Annotated in this window: 15 protein-coding genes and 1 tRNA gene; 7 read left to right on the forward strand and 9 right to left on the reverse strand. The window is 72.9% G+C overall.

The window, feature by feature from the left end; genetic code table 11:
- Positions 1–14: 14 nt before the first annotated feature.
- The 3 genes from AC4BGE_RS07470 to AC4BGE_RS07480 are packed head-to-tail and all read right to left on the reverse strand — an operon-like array spanning position 15 to position 2,603.
- Positions 15–1,406: a PP2C family protein-serine/threonine phosphatase gene (locus AC4BGE_RS07470; protein ID WP_490572023.1), complete on the reverse strand. Its 1,392-nt coding sequence runs from the start codon at positions 1,404–1,406 to the stop codon at positions 15–17.
- 8 nt (positions 1,407–1,414) lie between these two features.
- Entirely contained in the window at positions 1,415–1,879 is a 465-nt protein-coding gene (locus AC4BGE_RS07475; RefSeq protein WP_490572024.1) for an FHA domain-containing protein FhaB/FipA, read from the reverse strand.
- A 4-nt stretch (positions 1,880–1,883) separates the two neighbouring features.
- On the reverse strand, positions 1,884–2,603 hold the full coding sequence (locus tag AC4BGE_RS07480; protein ID WP_490572025.1) for an FHA domain-containing protein: 720 nt from the start codon (positions 2,601–2,603) through the stop codon (positions 1,884–1,886).
- 388 nt (positions 2,604–2,991) lie between these two features.
- Between AC4BGE_RS07480 and purU the strand changes: the two genes are divergently transcribed.
- The 6 genes from purU (at position 2,992) to AC4BGE_RS07510 (ending at position 6,941) form a co-directional block, all read left to right on the forward strand.
- Positions 2,992–3,858, forward strand: coding sequence for a formyltetrahydrofolate deformylase (gene purU, locus AC4BGE_RS07485; RefSeq protein WP_490574852.1), 867 nt, complete (start codon positions 2,992–2,994; stop codon positions 3,856–3,858).
- A gap of 65 nt (positions 3,859–3,923) precedes the next feature.
- Positions 3,924–4,007, forward strand: a tRNA-Leu gene (locus AC4BGE_RS07490).
- 241 nt (positions 4,008–4,248) lie between these two features.
- A complete protein-coding gene (locus AC4BGE_RS07495) occupies positions 4,249–5,310 on the forward strand; it encodes an enoyl-CoA hydratase/isomerase family protein (protein ID WP_490574853.1) in 1,062 nt (353 codons plus the stop codon).
- Between the two features lie 9 nt (positions 5,311–5,319).
- Positions 5,320–5,970 carry a maleylpyruvate isomerase family mycothiol-dependent enzyme gene (locus tag AC4BGE_RS07500; protein WP_490574854.1) on the forward strand — a complete coding sequence of 217 codons (651 nt, stop codon included), beginning with the start codon at positions 5,320–5,322 and terminating at the stop codon, positions 5,968–5,970.
- Positions 5,971–5,997: 27 nt separating this feature from the next.
- A complete protein-coding gene (locus AC4BGE_RS07505) occupies positions 5,998–6,408 on the forward strand; it encodes a nuclear transport factor 2 family protein (protein ID WP_490574855.1) in 411 nt (136 codons plus the stop codon).
- A gap of 38 nt (positions 6,409–6,446) precedes the next feature.
- The gene (locus tag AC4BGE_RS07510; protein ID WP_490572030.1) at positions 6,447–6,941 is read left to right on the forward strand and encodes a glutathione peroxidase; all 495 of its coding nucleotides are present in this window, start codon (positions 6,447–6,449) and stop codon (positions 6,939–6,941) included.
- 31 nt (positions 6,942–6,972) lie between these two features.
- On the opposite strand, the gene AC4BGE_RS07515 is transcribed toward AC4BGE_RS07510, so the two are convergent.
- Entirely contained in the window at positions 6,973–7,296 is a 324-nt protein-coding gene (locus tag AC4BGE_RS07515; protein WP_490574856.1) for a GNAT family N-acetyltransferase, read from the reverse strand.
- Positions 7,297–7,331: 35 nt separating this feature from the next.
- On the reverse strand, positions 7,332–9,497 hold the full coding sequence (locus AC4BGE_RS07520; protein ID WP_490574857.1) for an MMPL family transporter: 2,166 nt from the start codon (positions 9,495–9,497) through the stop codon (positions 7,332–7,334).
- Positions 9,498–9,606: 109 nt separating this feature from the next.
- Between AC4BGE_RS07520 and AC4BGE_RS07525 the strand changes: the two genes are divergently transcribed.
- Positions 9,607–10,209 carry a MarR family winged helix-turn-helix transcriptional regulator gene (locus AC4BGE_RS07525; protein ID WP_490574858.1) on the forward strand — a complete coding sequence of 201 codons (603 nt, stop codon included), beginning with the start codon at positions 9,607–9,609 and terminating at the stop codon, positions 10,207–10,209.
- Here AC4BGE_RS07525 and AC4BGE_RS07530 read toward each other — a convergent pair whose 3' ends face one another.
- The 4 genes from AC4BGE_RS07530 to AC4BGE_RS07545 all read right to left on the reverse strand — a co-directional run bounded on the left by AC4BGE_RS07530 (position 10,210) and on the right by AC4BGE_RS07545 (position 13,967).
- Entirely contained in the window at positions 10,210–11,028 is an 819-nt protein-coding gene (locus tag AC4BGE_RS07530; RefSeq protein WP_490574859.1) for an iron ABC transporter ATP-binding protein, read from the reverse strand.
- Positions 11,025–12,038 carry an iron chelate uptake ABC transporter family permease subunit gene (locus AC4BGE_RS07535; RefSeq protein WP_490574860.1) on the reverse strand — a complete coding sequence of 338 codons (1,014 nt, stop codon included), beginning with the start codon at positions 12,036–12,038 and terminating at the stop codon, positions 11,025–11,027. The genes AC4BGE_RS07530 and AC4BGE_RS07535 overlap by 4 nt, the downstream gene beginning before the upstream one ends.
- The gene (locus AC4BGE_RS07540) at positions 12,028–12,924 is read right to left on the reverse strand and encodes an ABC transporter permease (protein WP_490572036.1); all 897 of its coding nucleotides are present in this window, start codon (positions 12,922–12,924) and stop codon (positions 12,028–12,030) included. The genes AC4BGE_RS07535 and AC4BGE_RS07540 overlap by 11 nt, the downstream gene beginning before the upstream one ends.
- A gap of 77 nt (positions 12,925–13,001) precedes the next feature.
- Positions 13,002–13,967 (reverse strand): siderophore ABC transporter substrate-binding protein, encoded by a 966-nt coding sequence (locus AC4BGE_RS07545; protein WP_490574861.1) that lies wholly within the window; start codon positions 13,965–13,967, stop codon positions 13,002–13,004.
- Positions 13,968–14,031: the final 64 nt, after the last annotated feature.

The raw sequence follows: 14,031 nt of genomic DNA on the forward strand, positions 1-14,031 counted from the left end.
GTTCCGTCACGTCGTCAGCCCACCTGCTGGGCGGCGAGGTTGTCGACCGTCTGCTCGGCCTTGGCCAGGTCGTCGGTCTCGATGCCCTCGCGGACCAGCTTGGCGTCGTAGTCGGAGAGGTTCTCCATCTCGATGTCGGTGGTCTCGTAGGGGCTGGAGAGGTCGAGGCCGGGGATGTCGGCGTTGACGCCCCGGAAGATGGTGACCACGCCGTCGTGCTCGCTGACGTAGTACTGCTGCTGGCTCCAGTGCCAGGAGGCGGCCAGCATCATCCACGCGGCGCCGACGCCGACCATGGCGACCAGCAGGCGTCGCAGCCACACGAAGCGCAGCGGCGCCCGGGGGGCGTAGCGGACCGCCTCGACGTCGATCGGCTCGGCGGCCGCCCGCTCGATGGTCGCGGTGCCGGTCGCGGGGCCCCGCGGCGCGCCGCCGGGGTGGGCCTCGGCGCCCGGGGCTCCGGGGGCGGGGGCACCCGGGGTGTGGGGCACACCGCCGGAGCTGCGCCGCGGCAGCTCCGCGGCGGCGCCGACCAGCAGGGGGGTGAGCTCGTCGGGGGCGGGGTCGGTGCCGGCGACCACGTCGGCGACCACGCAGGTGACGTTGTCGGAGCTGCCCGCCTCGAGGCTGGCACGCACCAGCTCGACCGCGGCGTAGTCGGGGGTGCCGGAGCCGAGGATCTCGCCGAGCCGGTGGTCCTCGAGGACCCCGGAGGCGCCGTCGCTGCACAGCAGCACCCGGTCGCCCTCCTGGAGCTGGACGGTGAACAGGTCGGGCGCGGGGTCGTGGACGCCGTCGAGGGCCTTGAGGATCAGGTTGCGGTGGGGGTGGACCCGCGACTCGGCCTCGGTGATCCGGCCCTCGTCGATGAGCCCCTGGACGAAGGTGTGGTCGTGGGTGAGCTGGCTGATCTGGCCCTGGCGCCACAGGTAGGCCCGGCTGTCGCCGACGTGCCCGATGCCCAGCACCTGCCCGTCGAAGGCGGCCAGGGTGGCGGTGGTGCTGGTCCCGGAGATGGCCGGGTCCTCCTCCACCAGCTCGGCGATCCGGTCGTGGGCGCGGTGCAGCGCGCCGGCGACCCGGCTCAGCAGGGCCTCGCCGTCGGCGCCGGCGGGCGGCTCGTCGAGCCGGCGCAGCACCGAGACCGCGGTGCTCGAGGCGAGGTCGCCGCGGGCGGCGCCGCCGACCCCGTCGCAGACCGTGAGCAGCCAGGGCCCGGCGTAGCCGCTGTCCTGGTTGTCCTTGCGGACCCGGCCCACGTCGGAGAGCGCCGCGTAGTTGAGCCGCATCGCCGCCCGGCCGGCGGGACCGGCGCCGCGCTCGGCGGTGTCGCTCGGCTCGACGACGGGCGGCGTGCGGACCAGCGACGGGTCACGCGCGACGGTGTCGTTCTCGGGGTCGGTCACGAACGGGCCTACTTCCGGAGCTCGAGGATCGTCTTGCCGATCCGCACCTGCGTACCGAGGGAGATCGTGGTGGGCTGGGTGATCCTGGCAGCCCCGACGTAGGTGCCGTTGGTGGAGCCCAGGTCCTCGACGTACCACTGGTCGCCGGAGGCGGCGACCCGGGCGTGCCGGGTGGAGACGTAGTCGTCGTCGAGCCGGATCGCGGCGTCCGAGCCGCGACCGATCAGCAGCGGGGCGTTGGCCAGGTCGGCCCGCTCGCCGGCGTTGGCCCCCTCGACCACGGCGAGGTGGGTGGGCGCGCCGCGGCGGCGCACGGGCTTGGCCTGCTTGGCCGCCTTCTTCTTGGACCCGCGGGTCTCGGGGACCCGGGCGCCGAACATGTCGGAGCGGATCACCGAGATCGCGGAGAGCACGAAGATCCACAGCACCGCCAGGTAGGCGAAGCGGATCAGGAACAGCGTCAGCTCCGACATCGACTCACCTCCCGTCCGTGTCGTCGCCCACGACCCTGACCGTGAGCTCGGTGTTGCCGATGCGGACGACGGTCCCGTCGCCCACCGGGGCGCGGTCGATCTTCCTGCCGTCGACCAGCATCCCGTTGGTCGAGCCCAGGTCGCGGACGGAGACGTCGGCCCACCCGTCCGGGCGGTCGGCCACCAGGAACTCGACGTGGCGGCGGCTGATGCCGGGGTCGCTGATCCGGATGTCGGCCTCGATGCCGCGGCCGACCACCACGCCGGGGGGCAGGAGGGGGTGGTGGGTGCCGTTGACGTCGAGCTGGACCTTGGGCGCGCGGTGGCGGGTGTGGTGGTCCTCGCCGGTGACGCTGGCCTGGGCGCGGCTGCGGATCCGGAAGCGGCCGGTGGTCAGGTCGTCGGCGGCCTCGAAGCCGATGTGCACCGGCCCGGGGAAGACGTAGCCCTGGGAGTCGGCGTGGTCCTGGAGCTGGTCGGCGAGGTCGCGCGCCATCGCGTTGTCGTAGGGGGAGAGCCGGTCGAGGTCGGTCTGGGCGAGCTCGACCTGGAAGTCGTTGGGCACCAGGCGCCGCTCGCGACTGAGGATCTGCGCGTTGTTGTCGACCTCTCGCTGCAGGGCGGCGGAGATCTCCACCGGCTGCACCGCACTGCGGAAGGCCCGCGCGAAGGCTCCGGAGATCAGCTGCTCGAGCCGCTGCTCGAAGCGCTGGAACCCGCTCACGCGTACTCCTCCTCATCGGGTCGGACGTCGCCGTGCCGCTGCTGCGACGTGGCCCGCCGGCGGCGGGTTCAGGTGATCGTATCGGGGAGGCAGGTCGGCGGCCGGGTGCCACGGCGCGCCGCCGGTCCGCGAGCGGGTGTCGGACCGCTCCCCGGGACGCCGCCGGGGCGGCCGGGGGACCCGGTGGCGGATCCCGTGCGGAACCCGAGGTGAGGCCCGTGTGGGGCCCGATGTGGGACCCGATGTGGGACCCGGTGTCGGACCCGTTTGGTCCCGCGGGGTCGAATCCTCCCGGCGCGTTCGCAGGTCTCGTCCCGACCCCCCGGGACCGAGCCGGCCGAACGAGAGCCACAGCACCGGAGCCCCACGAACCAGAGGATCGCGAACCGTGACCGAGTCCGAGACCACCGAGCTCGTCCTGACCCTGTCCTGCGAGGACCGCCCCGGCGTCGTCCGGGCGGTGGCGGACTTCTTCTACCACCAGGGCTGCGACATCACCGAGAGCCAGCAGTACGGCGACCCCGTCTCCAGCCGCTTCTTCATGCGGGTGCAGATGCGCACCGCGCCGCAGACCCCCGAGCCGGCGGAGCTGCGCACCCGGTTCGCCGGTGTCGCCGACACCTTCGGGATGGACTGGGCGCTGCACGACCTCCAGGTCAAGCCGCGGGTGGCGATCCTCGTCTCGAAGTTCGACCACTGCCTCAACGACCTGCTCTACCGCTGGAAGGCCGGCAACCTCGACGTCGAGATCCCGGTGATCGTCTCCAACCACCCCGACCTGGCGCCGCTGGCGCAGTGGCACGGCATCGAGTTCCGCCACATCCCGGTCACCAAGGAGACCAAGCCGCAGGCCGAGCGCGAGCTGCTCGACCTGTGCGAGTCGATGGAGATCGACCTGGTGGTGCTCGCCCGCTACATGCAGATCCTCTCCGCGGACCTCTGCAAGGAGCTGGACGGGCGGGCGATCAACATCCACCACTCGTTCCTGCCGAGCTTCAAGGGCGCCAACCCCTACCGCCAGGCGCACGACCGGGGGGTCAAGCTGGTCGGGGCCACCGCCCACTACGTCACCTCCGACCTCGACGAGGGCCCGATCATCGAGCAGGACGTGGCCCGGGTCGACCACGCCGCGAGCGTGCCCGACCTGGTCGCGCTCGGGCGGGAGACCGAGTCCCGCGCGCTGGCCCGGGCGGTGCGCTGGCACTGCGAGCACCGGGTGCTCCTCAACGGCCACCGCACTGTCGTCTTCTCCTGACCCGGGCCCGGCGCGCCCCGGTTTGGGGCCCCGGCCCGGCGTGGGATAGCCTGAGCCCGCTTCTCGCGCGAGTGGCGGAATAGGCAGACGCGCACGGTTCAGGTCCGTGTGTCCGAAAGGACGTGGGGGTTCAACTCCCCCCTCGCGCACGTAGGTCGGTCGAGTCCGGCCGAGCGGTTTGAGCAGGAGGAAGGGCCCCCGGTCCGCGGAGACGCGGCCGGGGGCCCTTCTCGTCTCCGGGTGGCGCGGCCACGCGTCGAGCAGGCGCAGCACTAGGGTCAGGGTGACCAGGCCGGAGATGGTGGGCCGGCCCCCGGCGGCCGAGGCCGCCGCCGCCGGATCCACCCCGCCGACGACGCCGCGCGCCGGCGAGACCAGGAGCCACCAGCCATGACCCCCGCCGACGAGCCGGAGGTCCTCACCCGCGTCGAGGGCAGGGTCGGCCGCATCCTGCTCGACCGGCCCCGCGCCCTCAACGCGCTCACCCTCGCCATGGTCCGCGCGATCGGGTCGGCGCTGGAGGAGTGGCGCGACGCCGGCCTGCGGGCCGTGCTCGTCGAGAGCACGTCGCCGAAGGCCTTCTGCGCCGGCGGCGACATCCGTGCGGTGCGCCAGCACGTGCTCGACCGGCACCCGGAGCGCGCCGACGAGTTCTTCGCCGCCGAGTACGCCGTCAACCTCGCGCTCGCCTCCTACCCGGTCCCGGTGGTCGCGGTCGTCGACGGCATCTGCATGGGTGGGGGACTCGGGCTCTCCGTCCACGGCCCCTACCGGCTGGTGACCCCCCGGGCGTCGTTCGCGATGCCGGAGACCGGGATTGGCTTCTTCCCCGACGTGGGCGGCTCCCACTTCCTGCCCCGCCTGCCCGGCGCGGTCGGCCGCTACCTGGGCCTGACCGGCGTCCGCCTCCGGGCGGGGGACGCCCTGGCCTGCGGCCTGGCGACCCACCTGGCCCAGCCGGACCGGCTGCCCGGCCTGGCGGCCCTGCTCTCGGAGAGCGACGAGAGCGTCGAGACCGTCTTGCGCTCCCTCGACCCCGGGCCGACGGGACTGCTCGAAGGCTCGGAGCTGTGGGCCCGCCGGCCCCAGATCGACTGGGCCTTCGGGGCGCCCGGGCTCGACGACGTCGTGGCCCGGCTGCGCGGGCTGGCGGACGGGGCAGCGGCGGACGGGGCGACGGCGTCGTGGGCCCGCCGCACGCTCGACCTGCTCGCCGCCGCCTCGCCGGCCAGCCTCGAGGTGACCGACCGGCTCCTGTCCTGGGGCCGCGAGCACGACCTGGCCGCCTGCCTGGCGGCGGAGCGGCAGGCCGCCCGCCGGGTCGTCGTCAGCCACGACTTCCTCGAGGGGGTCCGCGCCGTCCTCGTCGACAAGGACCAGGCGCCGCGGTGGGCTCCCGCGCAGACGGCCGGCGCCCCGTCGCCCTGGCGCTCCGGGGGCGCCTCCTCCTAGGTTGGGGTGGTGGATGCCGAGCAGCTCGAGCAGGTCTACGCCGCCGCCACCAGGAACCGGCTCCTGGCGGCGGAGATGTTCGCCGGGCTGGACGCCGAGCAGTGGCGCACCCCGAGCCTCTGCGCCGGCTGGACCGTCCGCGAGGTGGCCGCGCACCTGGTGCCCCCCGAGGGCGGGTTCACCGTGGGCTTCCTGCTCCGCTCGCTGTGGAAGTACCGCGGCGACCTCGACCGGATGGTCGACGACACGGCCAAGCAGGGCGCCGCGCGACCGACCGAGGAGATCGTGGCGCTGCTCCGCAGTCGCGCCGACCGCCGTCTCAAGCCGCCGGTCGTCGGCGCGCTGGGCCCCATGACCGACACCTGCGTCCACCTGCGCGACGCGGCCCGGCCCCTGGGGCTCGACGTCAGCCCCGACCTGGACGCCTGGCGACTGGGCCTGGACTTCCTGGTCTCCAAGCCCGCCGCCCGTGGCCTCGTCCCCGCCGCGCGGGTCGCCGGCCTCCGGTTCGAGACGACCGACCAGGAGTGGGCCCACGGCGCCGGACTCCCGGTGCGAGGCAGCAGCGAGGCGGTGGCGCTTGCGATGGCCGGCCGCCCGGCAGCCTTGGCCGACCTGGAGGGCGACGGCCGGCAGGTGCTGGCCGAGCGGCTCGCCTGAGCCAGCCGGCACCGTACGCTTCGGGCCATGCCACGCACCGACACAGCCCAGGCCTTCCGCGCCGCCGTCGAGGCGCGCGACGCCGACGCGATGATCGCCCTGCTCGCCGACGACGTCGTCTTCCGGAGCCCGGTCGCCCACAAGCCCTACCCGGGCAAGGCGATCACCGCCTCGATCCTCACCGAGGTCATCGACGTCTTCTCCGACTTCGTCTACCGCACCGAGATCGGCGCCCCCGGGGCCCGCGACCACGCGCTGGTCTTCGAGGCCAAGGTGGGGGAGCGGCAGCTGACCGGGTGCGACTTCCTGCACCTCGACGACGACGGCCTGATCGACGAGTTCATGGTGATGGTGCGGCCGCTGTCGGGAGCCCAGGCGCTGGCCGACGAGATGGCCTCGCGGTTCGACCGGATCGCGGCGCGCGCCACCGGCGCGTGACGCGCGCCCGCTGACCACCGAGGCGGTTGAATCGGGGCGTGACCACGATCTTCGACTTCGGCGCCCCCACCATCGACGGCACCGAGCAGTCCCTGTCCACCTACCGGGGCCAGGTCCTGCTGGTGGTCAACACCGCCTCGCAGTGCGGCTTCACCCCGCAGTACGAAGGGCTCCAGCGGCTGGAGGAGCAGTACGCCGACTCCGGCTTCCACGTGCTCGGCTTCCCGTGCGACCAGTTCGCCGGGCAGGAGCCGGGCAGCGAGGAGGAGATCGCCGCCTTCTGCACCGGCCGCTTCGGGGTGACCTTCCCGATGTTCGCCAAGGTCGACGTCAACGGCCGGCAGGCGCACCCGGTCTTCGAGTGGCTGCGCACCCAGCGGTCCGGCGTGCTGGGCAACCGGATCAAGTGGAACTTCACCAAGTTCCTCGTCGGGCGCGACGGGCAGGTGCTCAAGCGCTACGCGCCCTCGACCAAGCCGGCGGAGATCGCCGCCGACATCGAGGCGGCGCTGGCCGCAGACGCCCCCGCCTGAGCTCGACCCGGTCGAAGACGGCCCGGTCCGGCTAGGCCAGGTTGAACTCTGCGCGGCGCTCGGAGGGCACCAGGTCGACGTACTCGGGGTTCTTCGCCAGGTACTTTGCGTAGAACTCGCAGTGGGGCAGCGCCTGGAGGTCGCGGCTGCGCACGTCCTCGAGGGAGTGGCGCGCCAGCTCCTGTGCCAGGCCGCGGCCGCCGAACTGCTCGAAGACCTCGGTGTGGGTGAAGTCGACGAGCCCGTCGGCGTGCTCGTACTCGGCGAAGCCGGCCAGCTCGCCCCCCACGTGCACCTCGTAGCGGTGCTCGGCGGCGTTGTCGGTGACGGTGGACTCAGGTGTCTGGTCGCTCATGGCCTCGACCGTAGCCAGCGGCTGGTGGTGCAGGCTCAGGTGCCGGCCGGCACTTCCTCGCGGCTCTCGGCCGGCGCTTCCTCGCGCACCTTGCGCGGCCACCAGAAGCGGTCGCCCAGGGTGAGCGCCAGCGCCGGCACCAGGACCGTGCGGACCACCAGGGTGTCGAGCAGGACGCCGACGCAGATGATCGCGCCGAGCTGCGCCAGCACCACCAGGGGCAGCACGCCGAGGACGGCGAAGACCGCCGCCAGCAGGATCCCGGCGCTGGTGATCACCCCGCCGGTCGCCGCCAGGGCCCGGAGCATCCCCTGGCCCGTGCCGTGCTGGCGGGCCTCCTCCTTGGCGCGGGTGACGAGGAAGATGCTGTAGTCGACGCCGAGGGCCACCAGGAAGAGGAAGGCCAGCAAGGGCACCCCGACGTCGAGGGCCTCGAAGCCGAAGATCCCGGTGAAGATCCACCACGAGACGCCCATCGCCGCGCCGTAGGTGGCCACCACGGCCAGCACCAGCAGCAGCGGAGCGACCACGGAGCGCAGCAGCACCAGCAGCGCGCCGAAGACCAGCAGCAGGATCAGCGGCAGGATGATGAGCCGGTCGCGCACGGAGGCGTCGTTGTCGTCGACGGCCTCGGCGTCGCCGCCACCGACGTAGGTCTGGTCGAGGTCGGCGACCGCGTCGCGCACGTCCTGCACCGTCCCGCGGGCCTCGTCGCTGCCCGGCGCGGCGTCCAGGACGGCGTCGACCTGGGCGATGCCGTCGGCCTGCGTGGCGACCCGGGCCGACGAGATCCCGTCGACCTCCTCGACCGCCGCGACCACGTCGTCGGGGTTCGCGCGGGTGAGGACCTGCACCGGGTCGGTGGTGCCGGCGGGGAAGGACTCGCCGAGCCGCTCGGCCGCGGTGATCGCCTCGGGGGTCTCCAGGAACTGGTCGGAGGGACGCAGCCCGGTGTTGATCTGGGTGATCCCGACCATCATCAGGGCCAGGCCGACCAGGGTGACGGCGACGAAGGTGCGGGGCCGCTTGGCCACCGTGTTGCCGACCGAGCGCCACACCGACTTGGAGTCCACCAGCGCCGTGTCGCCCACGTGGGGGGTCCGGGGCCAGAAGATCCACCGGCCGAAGAGGACCAGGGCCGCGGGCAGCACCACCATCACGAAGGTCGCGGCGATCAGGATGCCGATCGCGCAGGCCAGGCCCAGGCCGCGGGTGGGGGGGAAGACCGAGAGCAGCAGGGTCAGCAGGCCCACGAAGACCGTGGTCGAGCTGGCGAAGACCGGTTCGGCGGTGCGGGTGACCGCCATCGCCATCGCGTCGTGCCGCGACTCGTGACGCTTGAGCTCCTCGCGGTAGCGGGAGATCAGCAGCAGCGCGTAGTTGGTGCCGGCGCCGAAGACGAGCACGCTGAGGATGCCGATGGTCGACTCGTCCCAGGTGACGTAGTCGATGCGCGACATCACCTGGGTGGCGACGATCGCGGAGAGCCGGTCGGCGATGCCGACCACCGTCAGCGGGATGATCCACAGCACGGGGCTGCGGTAGGTGATGATCAGCAGCAGCGCCACCACCGAGGCGGTGGCGGCGAGCAGCCGGAAGTTGGCGCCGTCGAAGACCGCGGCGACGTCGGCCTGGATGCCGGCGGGGCCGGTCACCTGCACCTCGACCCCGTCGGGCACCTCCTCGGTCAGCATCTTGCGCAGGTCGCCCACGCTGTCGGCGTTCTCGGAGGAGGTGGCGGCCACCACCGGGACGACGGCGAGCGCCGCGCTGCCGTCGTCGGAGACCTGCACGGGGGACTCGCCTCCGCCACCGGGACCGCCGGCACCCGCCGGGGGGCCGTCCTGGTTCGCGCCGCCCTCGGTCTTGCCGCCGGCCATCTCCGCGATCAGCGGCCCGACCTGCTCACCGATCTGGTCGACCTGCTCCTCGCTGAGCTCGCCCTCCTCGGCGGTCCAGAGGACGATCGCGACCGAGGAGTCCTCCTCCGGGAGCTCGGCCTGGAGGGCCGCCGCGTCGGTGCTGTCGAAGCCCACCGGCATGCCGCTGGTGGGGCCTGTCTCCCGCTCGCCCTCCGAGACCAGCCCCAGGACGCCGAGCGCCAGGATCAGGGGCACGAGGGCCACCACCCAGGCGACGCCCTTGCGGGTGAGCAGCGTGGCCAGGTGGTAGGGAGCGCCGGCGGCGCGGGTGGGAGGCATGATGTTCTCCGGCTGAGAGGTAGGATAACTAGAAAGGTTGATTGCTAGGGAGATTAGCAATCGTGCCACGGACCAGCAAACCGGCCCCCACCACGTCGAGAAGGTGCAGATGTCCGAGGAAGCGATCCACGACCCGAGTCCCGTCGGTACGACGGCTCCCGGGCGGTCGCCTGCCCCCGCCGCGGGTACCCGCGACGCCGAGAGGGGAACCCCCCGGCCGTGGGACCAGACCGGCAGCCTGCTCGCGCTGCGCGCCGTCCTGGACCGGGCCCCGCACCTGAGCCGGGTGGTGGCCCGCCGCACCGGCCTCACCGACCGCGAGCTCGAGGCCATGGCCCACCTCGGCCGCGAGGCCCTCGGCCCGGCGGAGGTGGCCCGCCGCCTCGACGTCTCCACCGCCGCCTCGACCGGCATCGTCGACCGCCTGGTGGCCCGTGGCCATGCCGAGCGCCGCCCGCATCCCGAGGACCGACGGCGCACCGAGGTGCACGTGACCGACTCGGGGCGCAGCGAGGCCTCCGCCCACCTGCGGCCGATGTTCACCGCGCTGGACCGGCTCGACCGCAGCTTCACCCCCGAGGAGCGCGACGTCGTCGAGCGCTACCTGCGGGGGGTGCTGGCGGCCTTCGACGCGGTCATCGAGACCGAGACCAAGACCGAGACCGAGACCGGGACCGGGACCGGCCGGGCTCCGGGTGCCGAGGGTCACTAGCTAGCGGTAGTACGTCGCGATCAGCTGGCCGTCGATCTCGTTGACCGCGACGGGCAGCCCGTAGATCTCCTCCAGCAGGTCGGGCCGCATGATCTCCGACGGCGGGCCGCAGGCCACCACCTTGCCGTCCCGCATCGCCACGATCGTGTCGGCGTAGCAGGAGGCCACGTTGAGGTCGTGGACCACGACCACGATCGTCCGCTCCAGCTCGCGGGCGGCGTCGCGGAGCCGTCCCATCATCGCCACGGCGTGCCGCAGGTCGAGGTTGTTGAGCGGCTCGTCGAGCAGCACCACGTCGGTGTCCTGGCACAGCACCATCGCCACGAACGCCCGCTGCCGCTGGCCGCCGGAGAGCTGGTCGAGGAAGCGGTCGGCGAGCTCGGTGAGGTCGAGGTAGTCCAGCGCCCTCTCGACGTGGCCCAGGTCGTCGGGGCCGGGGCGGCCCTTGGAGTGCGGGTAGCGGCCGAAGGTGACCAGGTCGCGCACGGTGAGGCGGATGTCGAGGTGGTTCTCCTGGCGCAGCACCGCCATCCGCCGGGCCAGCTCGTCGCCGGGCGCGGTGGCCACGTCGAGCCCGGTGACGGTGACCCGGCCGGCGTCCGCGCTCTGCAGCCGGCCCGCGATGGAGAGCAGCGTCGACTTCCCGGCGCCGTTGGGGCCGATCAGCGCCGTCACCCCGCCCAGCGGCAGGTCCAGCTCGACGTCGTCGACGACCACCGTGCGGCCGTATCGCTTGGTGACGCCCTCGGCCCGGATCCCGGGGCGGGGCAGGCTGGTGCAGGCGGTGCCGGTGGGGGTGGCCGGGTCCGTGGTGGTCATGCGAGGTTCCTCCGGGCGCGGTGGATCAGCAGGGCGATGAAGGTGAGGCCGCCGACGAGCTCGATGACGACCGAGAGGGTGGTGGTGACCTCGAGCAGCCGCTCCAGCACGAACTGACCGCCGACCAGGCAGATGACCGCGGCGAGCCCGGCCAGCGGCAGCACCACGGCGTGCCGGTGGGTGCCGGCGAGCAGGTAGGCGAGGTGGGCGACCAGCAGCCCGAAGAAGGTGATCGGCCCGACCAGGGCGGTGGAGACCGAGACCAGGACGGCGACCAGGGCCAGCACCCGGGTGGTCTCGCGGCGGTGGTCGACGCCCAGGCTGGTGGCGGTCGGGGCGCCCAGGGCGAGCACGTCGTAGACCCGCAGCCGCCGGACGACGATCAGCGTCGCCACCGCGACCACCGCCGCGGTGACCCAGACCAGGTCCTCGTCGACGGTGGTGAAGGAGGCGAACATCAGGTTCTGCAGGACCTGGAACTCGCTGGGGTCGATCAGCCGCTGCAGGAAGCCCGCGATGCTGCGGAACAGGGTGGCGAAGACCATCCCGACCAGGATCAGCACGTGCAGCGGGTAGCGGCCCGAGGTGAAGAGCCAGCGGAAGAGGGTGAGCGCGAAGACGAGCATCAGCAGCGTCTCCAGGGCGAACTGGAGGCGGGGATCGGTGTCTCGGAAGAGCTGGGCGGAGAAGAAGAAGACCACCACGGTCTGCACCAGCACGTAGAGCGCGTCGAAACCCATCAGCGCCGGGGTGAGGATCCGGTTGCCGGTGACGGTCTGGAAGAGCACGGTGGACAGGGCGATCGCCCAGCCGACCAGGACCAGCGCGAGCAGCCGCCGGATCCGCAGCGGCACCACCAGCTCGGCGTACCCGCCGGTGTCGGCGAGCAGGAAGCCGGCGACGACCGCGACCGCGACCACGGCCACCAGGCCGACCCGGGCCCAGGGGGAGAGGCCGCGCCGGCGGCGAGCGACCGGTGCGCCGGGCAGGGGCGGGGCGTCAGTCGACACGGGGAGCCTTCCGCAGCAGCAGGAACAGGAAGAACGCCGCGCCCAGCACGCCCATCACGGTCCCGACCGGGATCTCGTAGGGGTAGCGGATCAGCCGGCCCAGGATGTCGCAGGCGAGCACCAGCCCGGAGCCGAGGACCGCGACCCAGGGGAGCCCGCGGCGGGCGTTGTCGCCGACCATCGCACTGACCACGTTGGGCACCACCAGGCCGAGGAAGGGGATCACCCCGACGGTGACCACGACGACGGCGCTGACCAGGGAGACGATGCTCAGCCCGATCGCCAGGACCGCGCGGTGGTTGATCCCGGCGTTGGTGGAGAAGGTCTCGCCCATCCCGGCCACGGTGAACCGGTCGGCGGCCAGGAAGGCGACCACGACCAGCGCCGCGACCAGCCAGAGCAGCTCGTAGCGGCCACGGAGCACCCCGGAGAAGTCGCCGGTCATCCAGCTGTTGAGGGTCTGGAGCAGGTCGTGGTGGAAGGCCAGGAAGGTGGTGAACGCCCCGATCACGCCGCCGAGCATCAGCCCGATCAGCGGCACCAGGATCGTCTCGCGCACCGGCATCAGCCGGACCACCCGCAGGAAGAGCCAGGTGCCGACCAGCGCGAAGAGCGCGGCCGTGCCCATCTTGGCCATCAGCGGGGCGCCCGGGGCCAGCAGGGTGATCGCCACCAGCCCCAGGCCGGCGGCCTCGGTGGTGCCGACCGTGGAGGGCTCGACGAACCGGTTGCGCACCAGCAGCTGCATCAGCAGCCCGCAGACCGCGAGCGCGGCCCCGGCCAGCACCAGGGAGACGGTCCGCGGCAGCCGGGAGACCAGGACGACCTCCCAGGAGGCGTCGGCGACGCCCACCGACATGCTCACCGCGGCGAGCAGGAGGAGCACGACCACCCCGCCGGCCAGGGCGGCCGGCGGGGTGGTGCGACGCGTGCGCTCCGGGCGCGTCGCGGTAGCGGTCTGGCTCAGGAGAGGCCGGCCTCGACGTCGTCGATGAGGGTGCCCAGCGAGGTCAGGCCGCCGGTGACGATGTACCAGGCCTCGGCGTCGACGTAGGTGACCTTGTCGTTCTTCCATGCCGAGGTGGCGCGGACCAGCTGGTTGTCGAGGATCTCCTCGGCCGACTTGCCCTCCTCGCCGATCGCGGCGTCGCGGTCGACCACGTAGAGCAGGTCGGGGTTCGCCTCACGGATGAACTCGAAGGAGACCGCCTCGCCGTGGCGCGACTCCTCGTCGCCGAGCTCGCCGGTGGCGGCCTCGACGCCGAAGACGTCGTGCAGGAAGCCGAAGCGCGAGTTCACGCTGTAGGCGGTGACCTCGCCGCCGCTGGTCAGCAGGACCAGGGCCTTGCCGGCGCCGTCGGCCTGCTCGGCGACCGCGGCGATCCGCTCGTCGTAGCCGGCGAGGATGTCGGCGGCCTCGTCGGACTTCTCGAAGATGCTGGCCAGGGTCTCGACGTTCGCCCGGGTGCTCTCCAGGTAGTCGCCGGAGTCGACGGAGAGGTCGAGCACCGGGACGCCGTCGAAGGTGTCCTCGAGGGTGTCGTGCATCGCGGCCGAGCGCCCGCCGACGATGATCAGGTCGGGCTCGGTCTGCGGGATCGCCTCGAGGTCGGGCTCGAACAGGTCGCCCACCGTGACGTACTCGTCGCTGTCGTACTTCGTCAGGTACGACGGGACGGCGCCGCCCTTGGCCACGCCGGTGACGGCGTCGACGCCGAGGGTGTCGAGGGTGTCGAGGACCCCCATGTCGAAGACCACGACGCTCTCGGGGTTGAGCGGCACCTCCTCCTGGCCCAGGGCGTCGGTCACGGTGATGGTCTCGCCCGCGGCGGCGTCGTCCGCCTCCGCGTCGTCCCCGCAGGCGGTGAGGGCCAGGCCCAGCAGCGGGAGGGTGGCGAGGGTGGCGACGCGGCGGTGGTTCAGCAGCATGAGTGGTGGTTCCGTTCCGTTCCGAGAGATTGACTTAGGTAAGGCAAGGCTAAGTTAATATTGG

Source organism: Nocardioides sp. Z50_6, assembly GCF_058215755.1.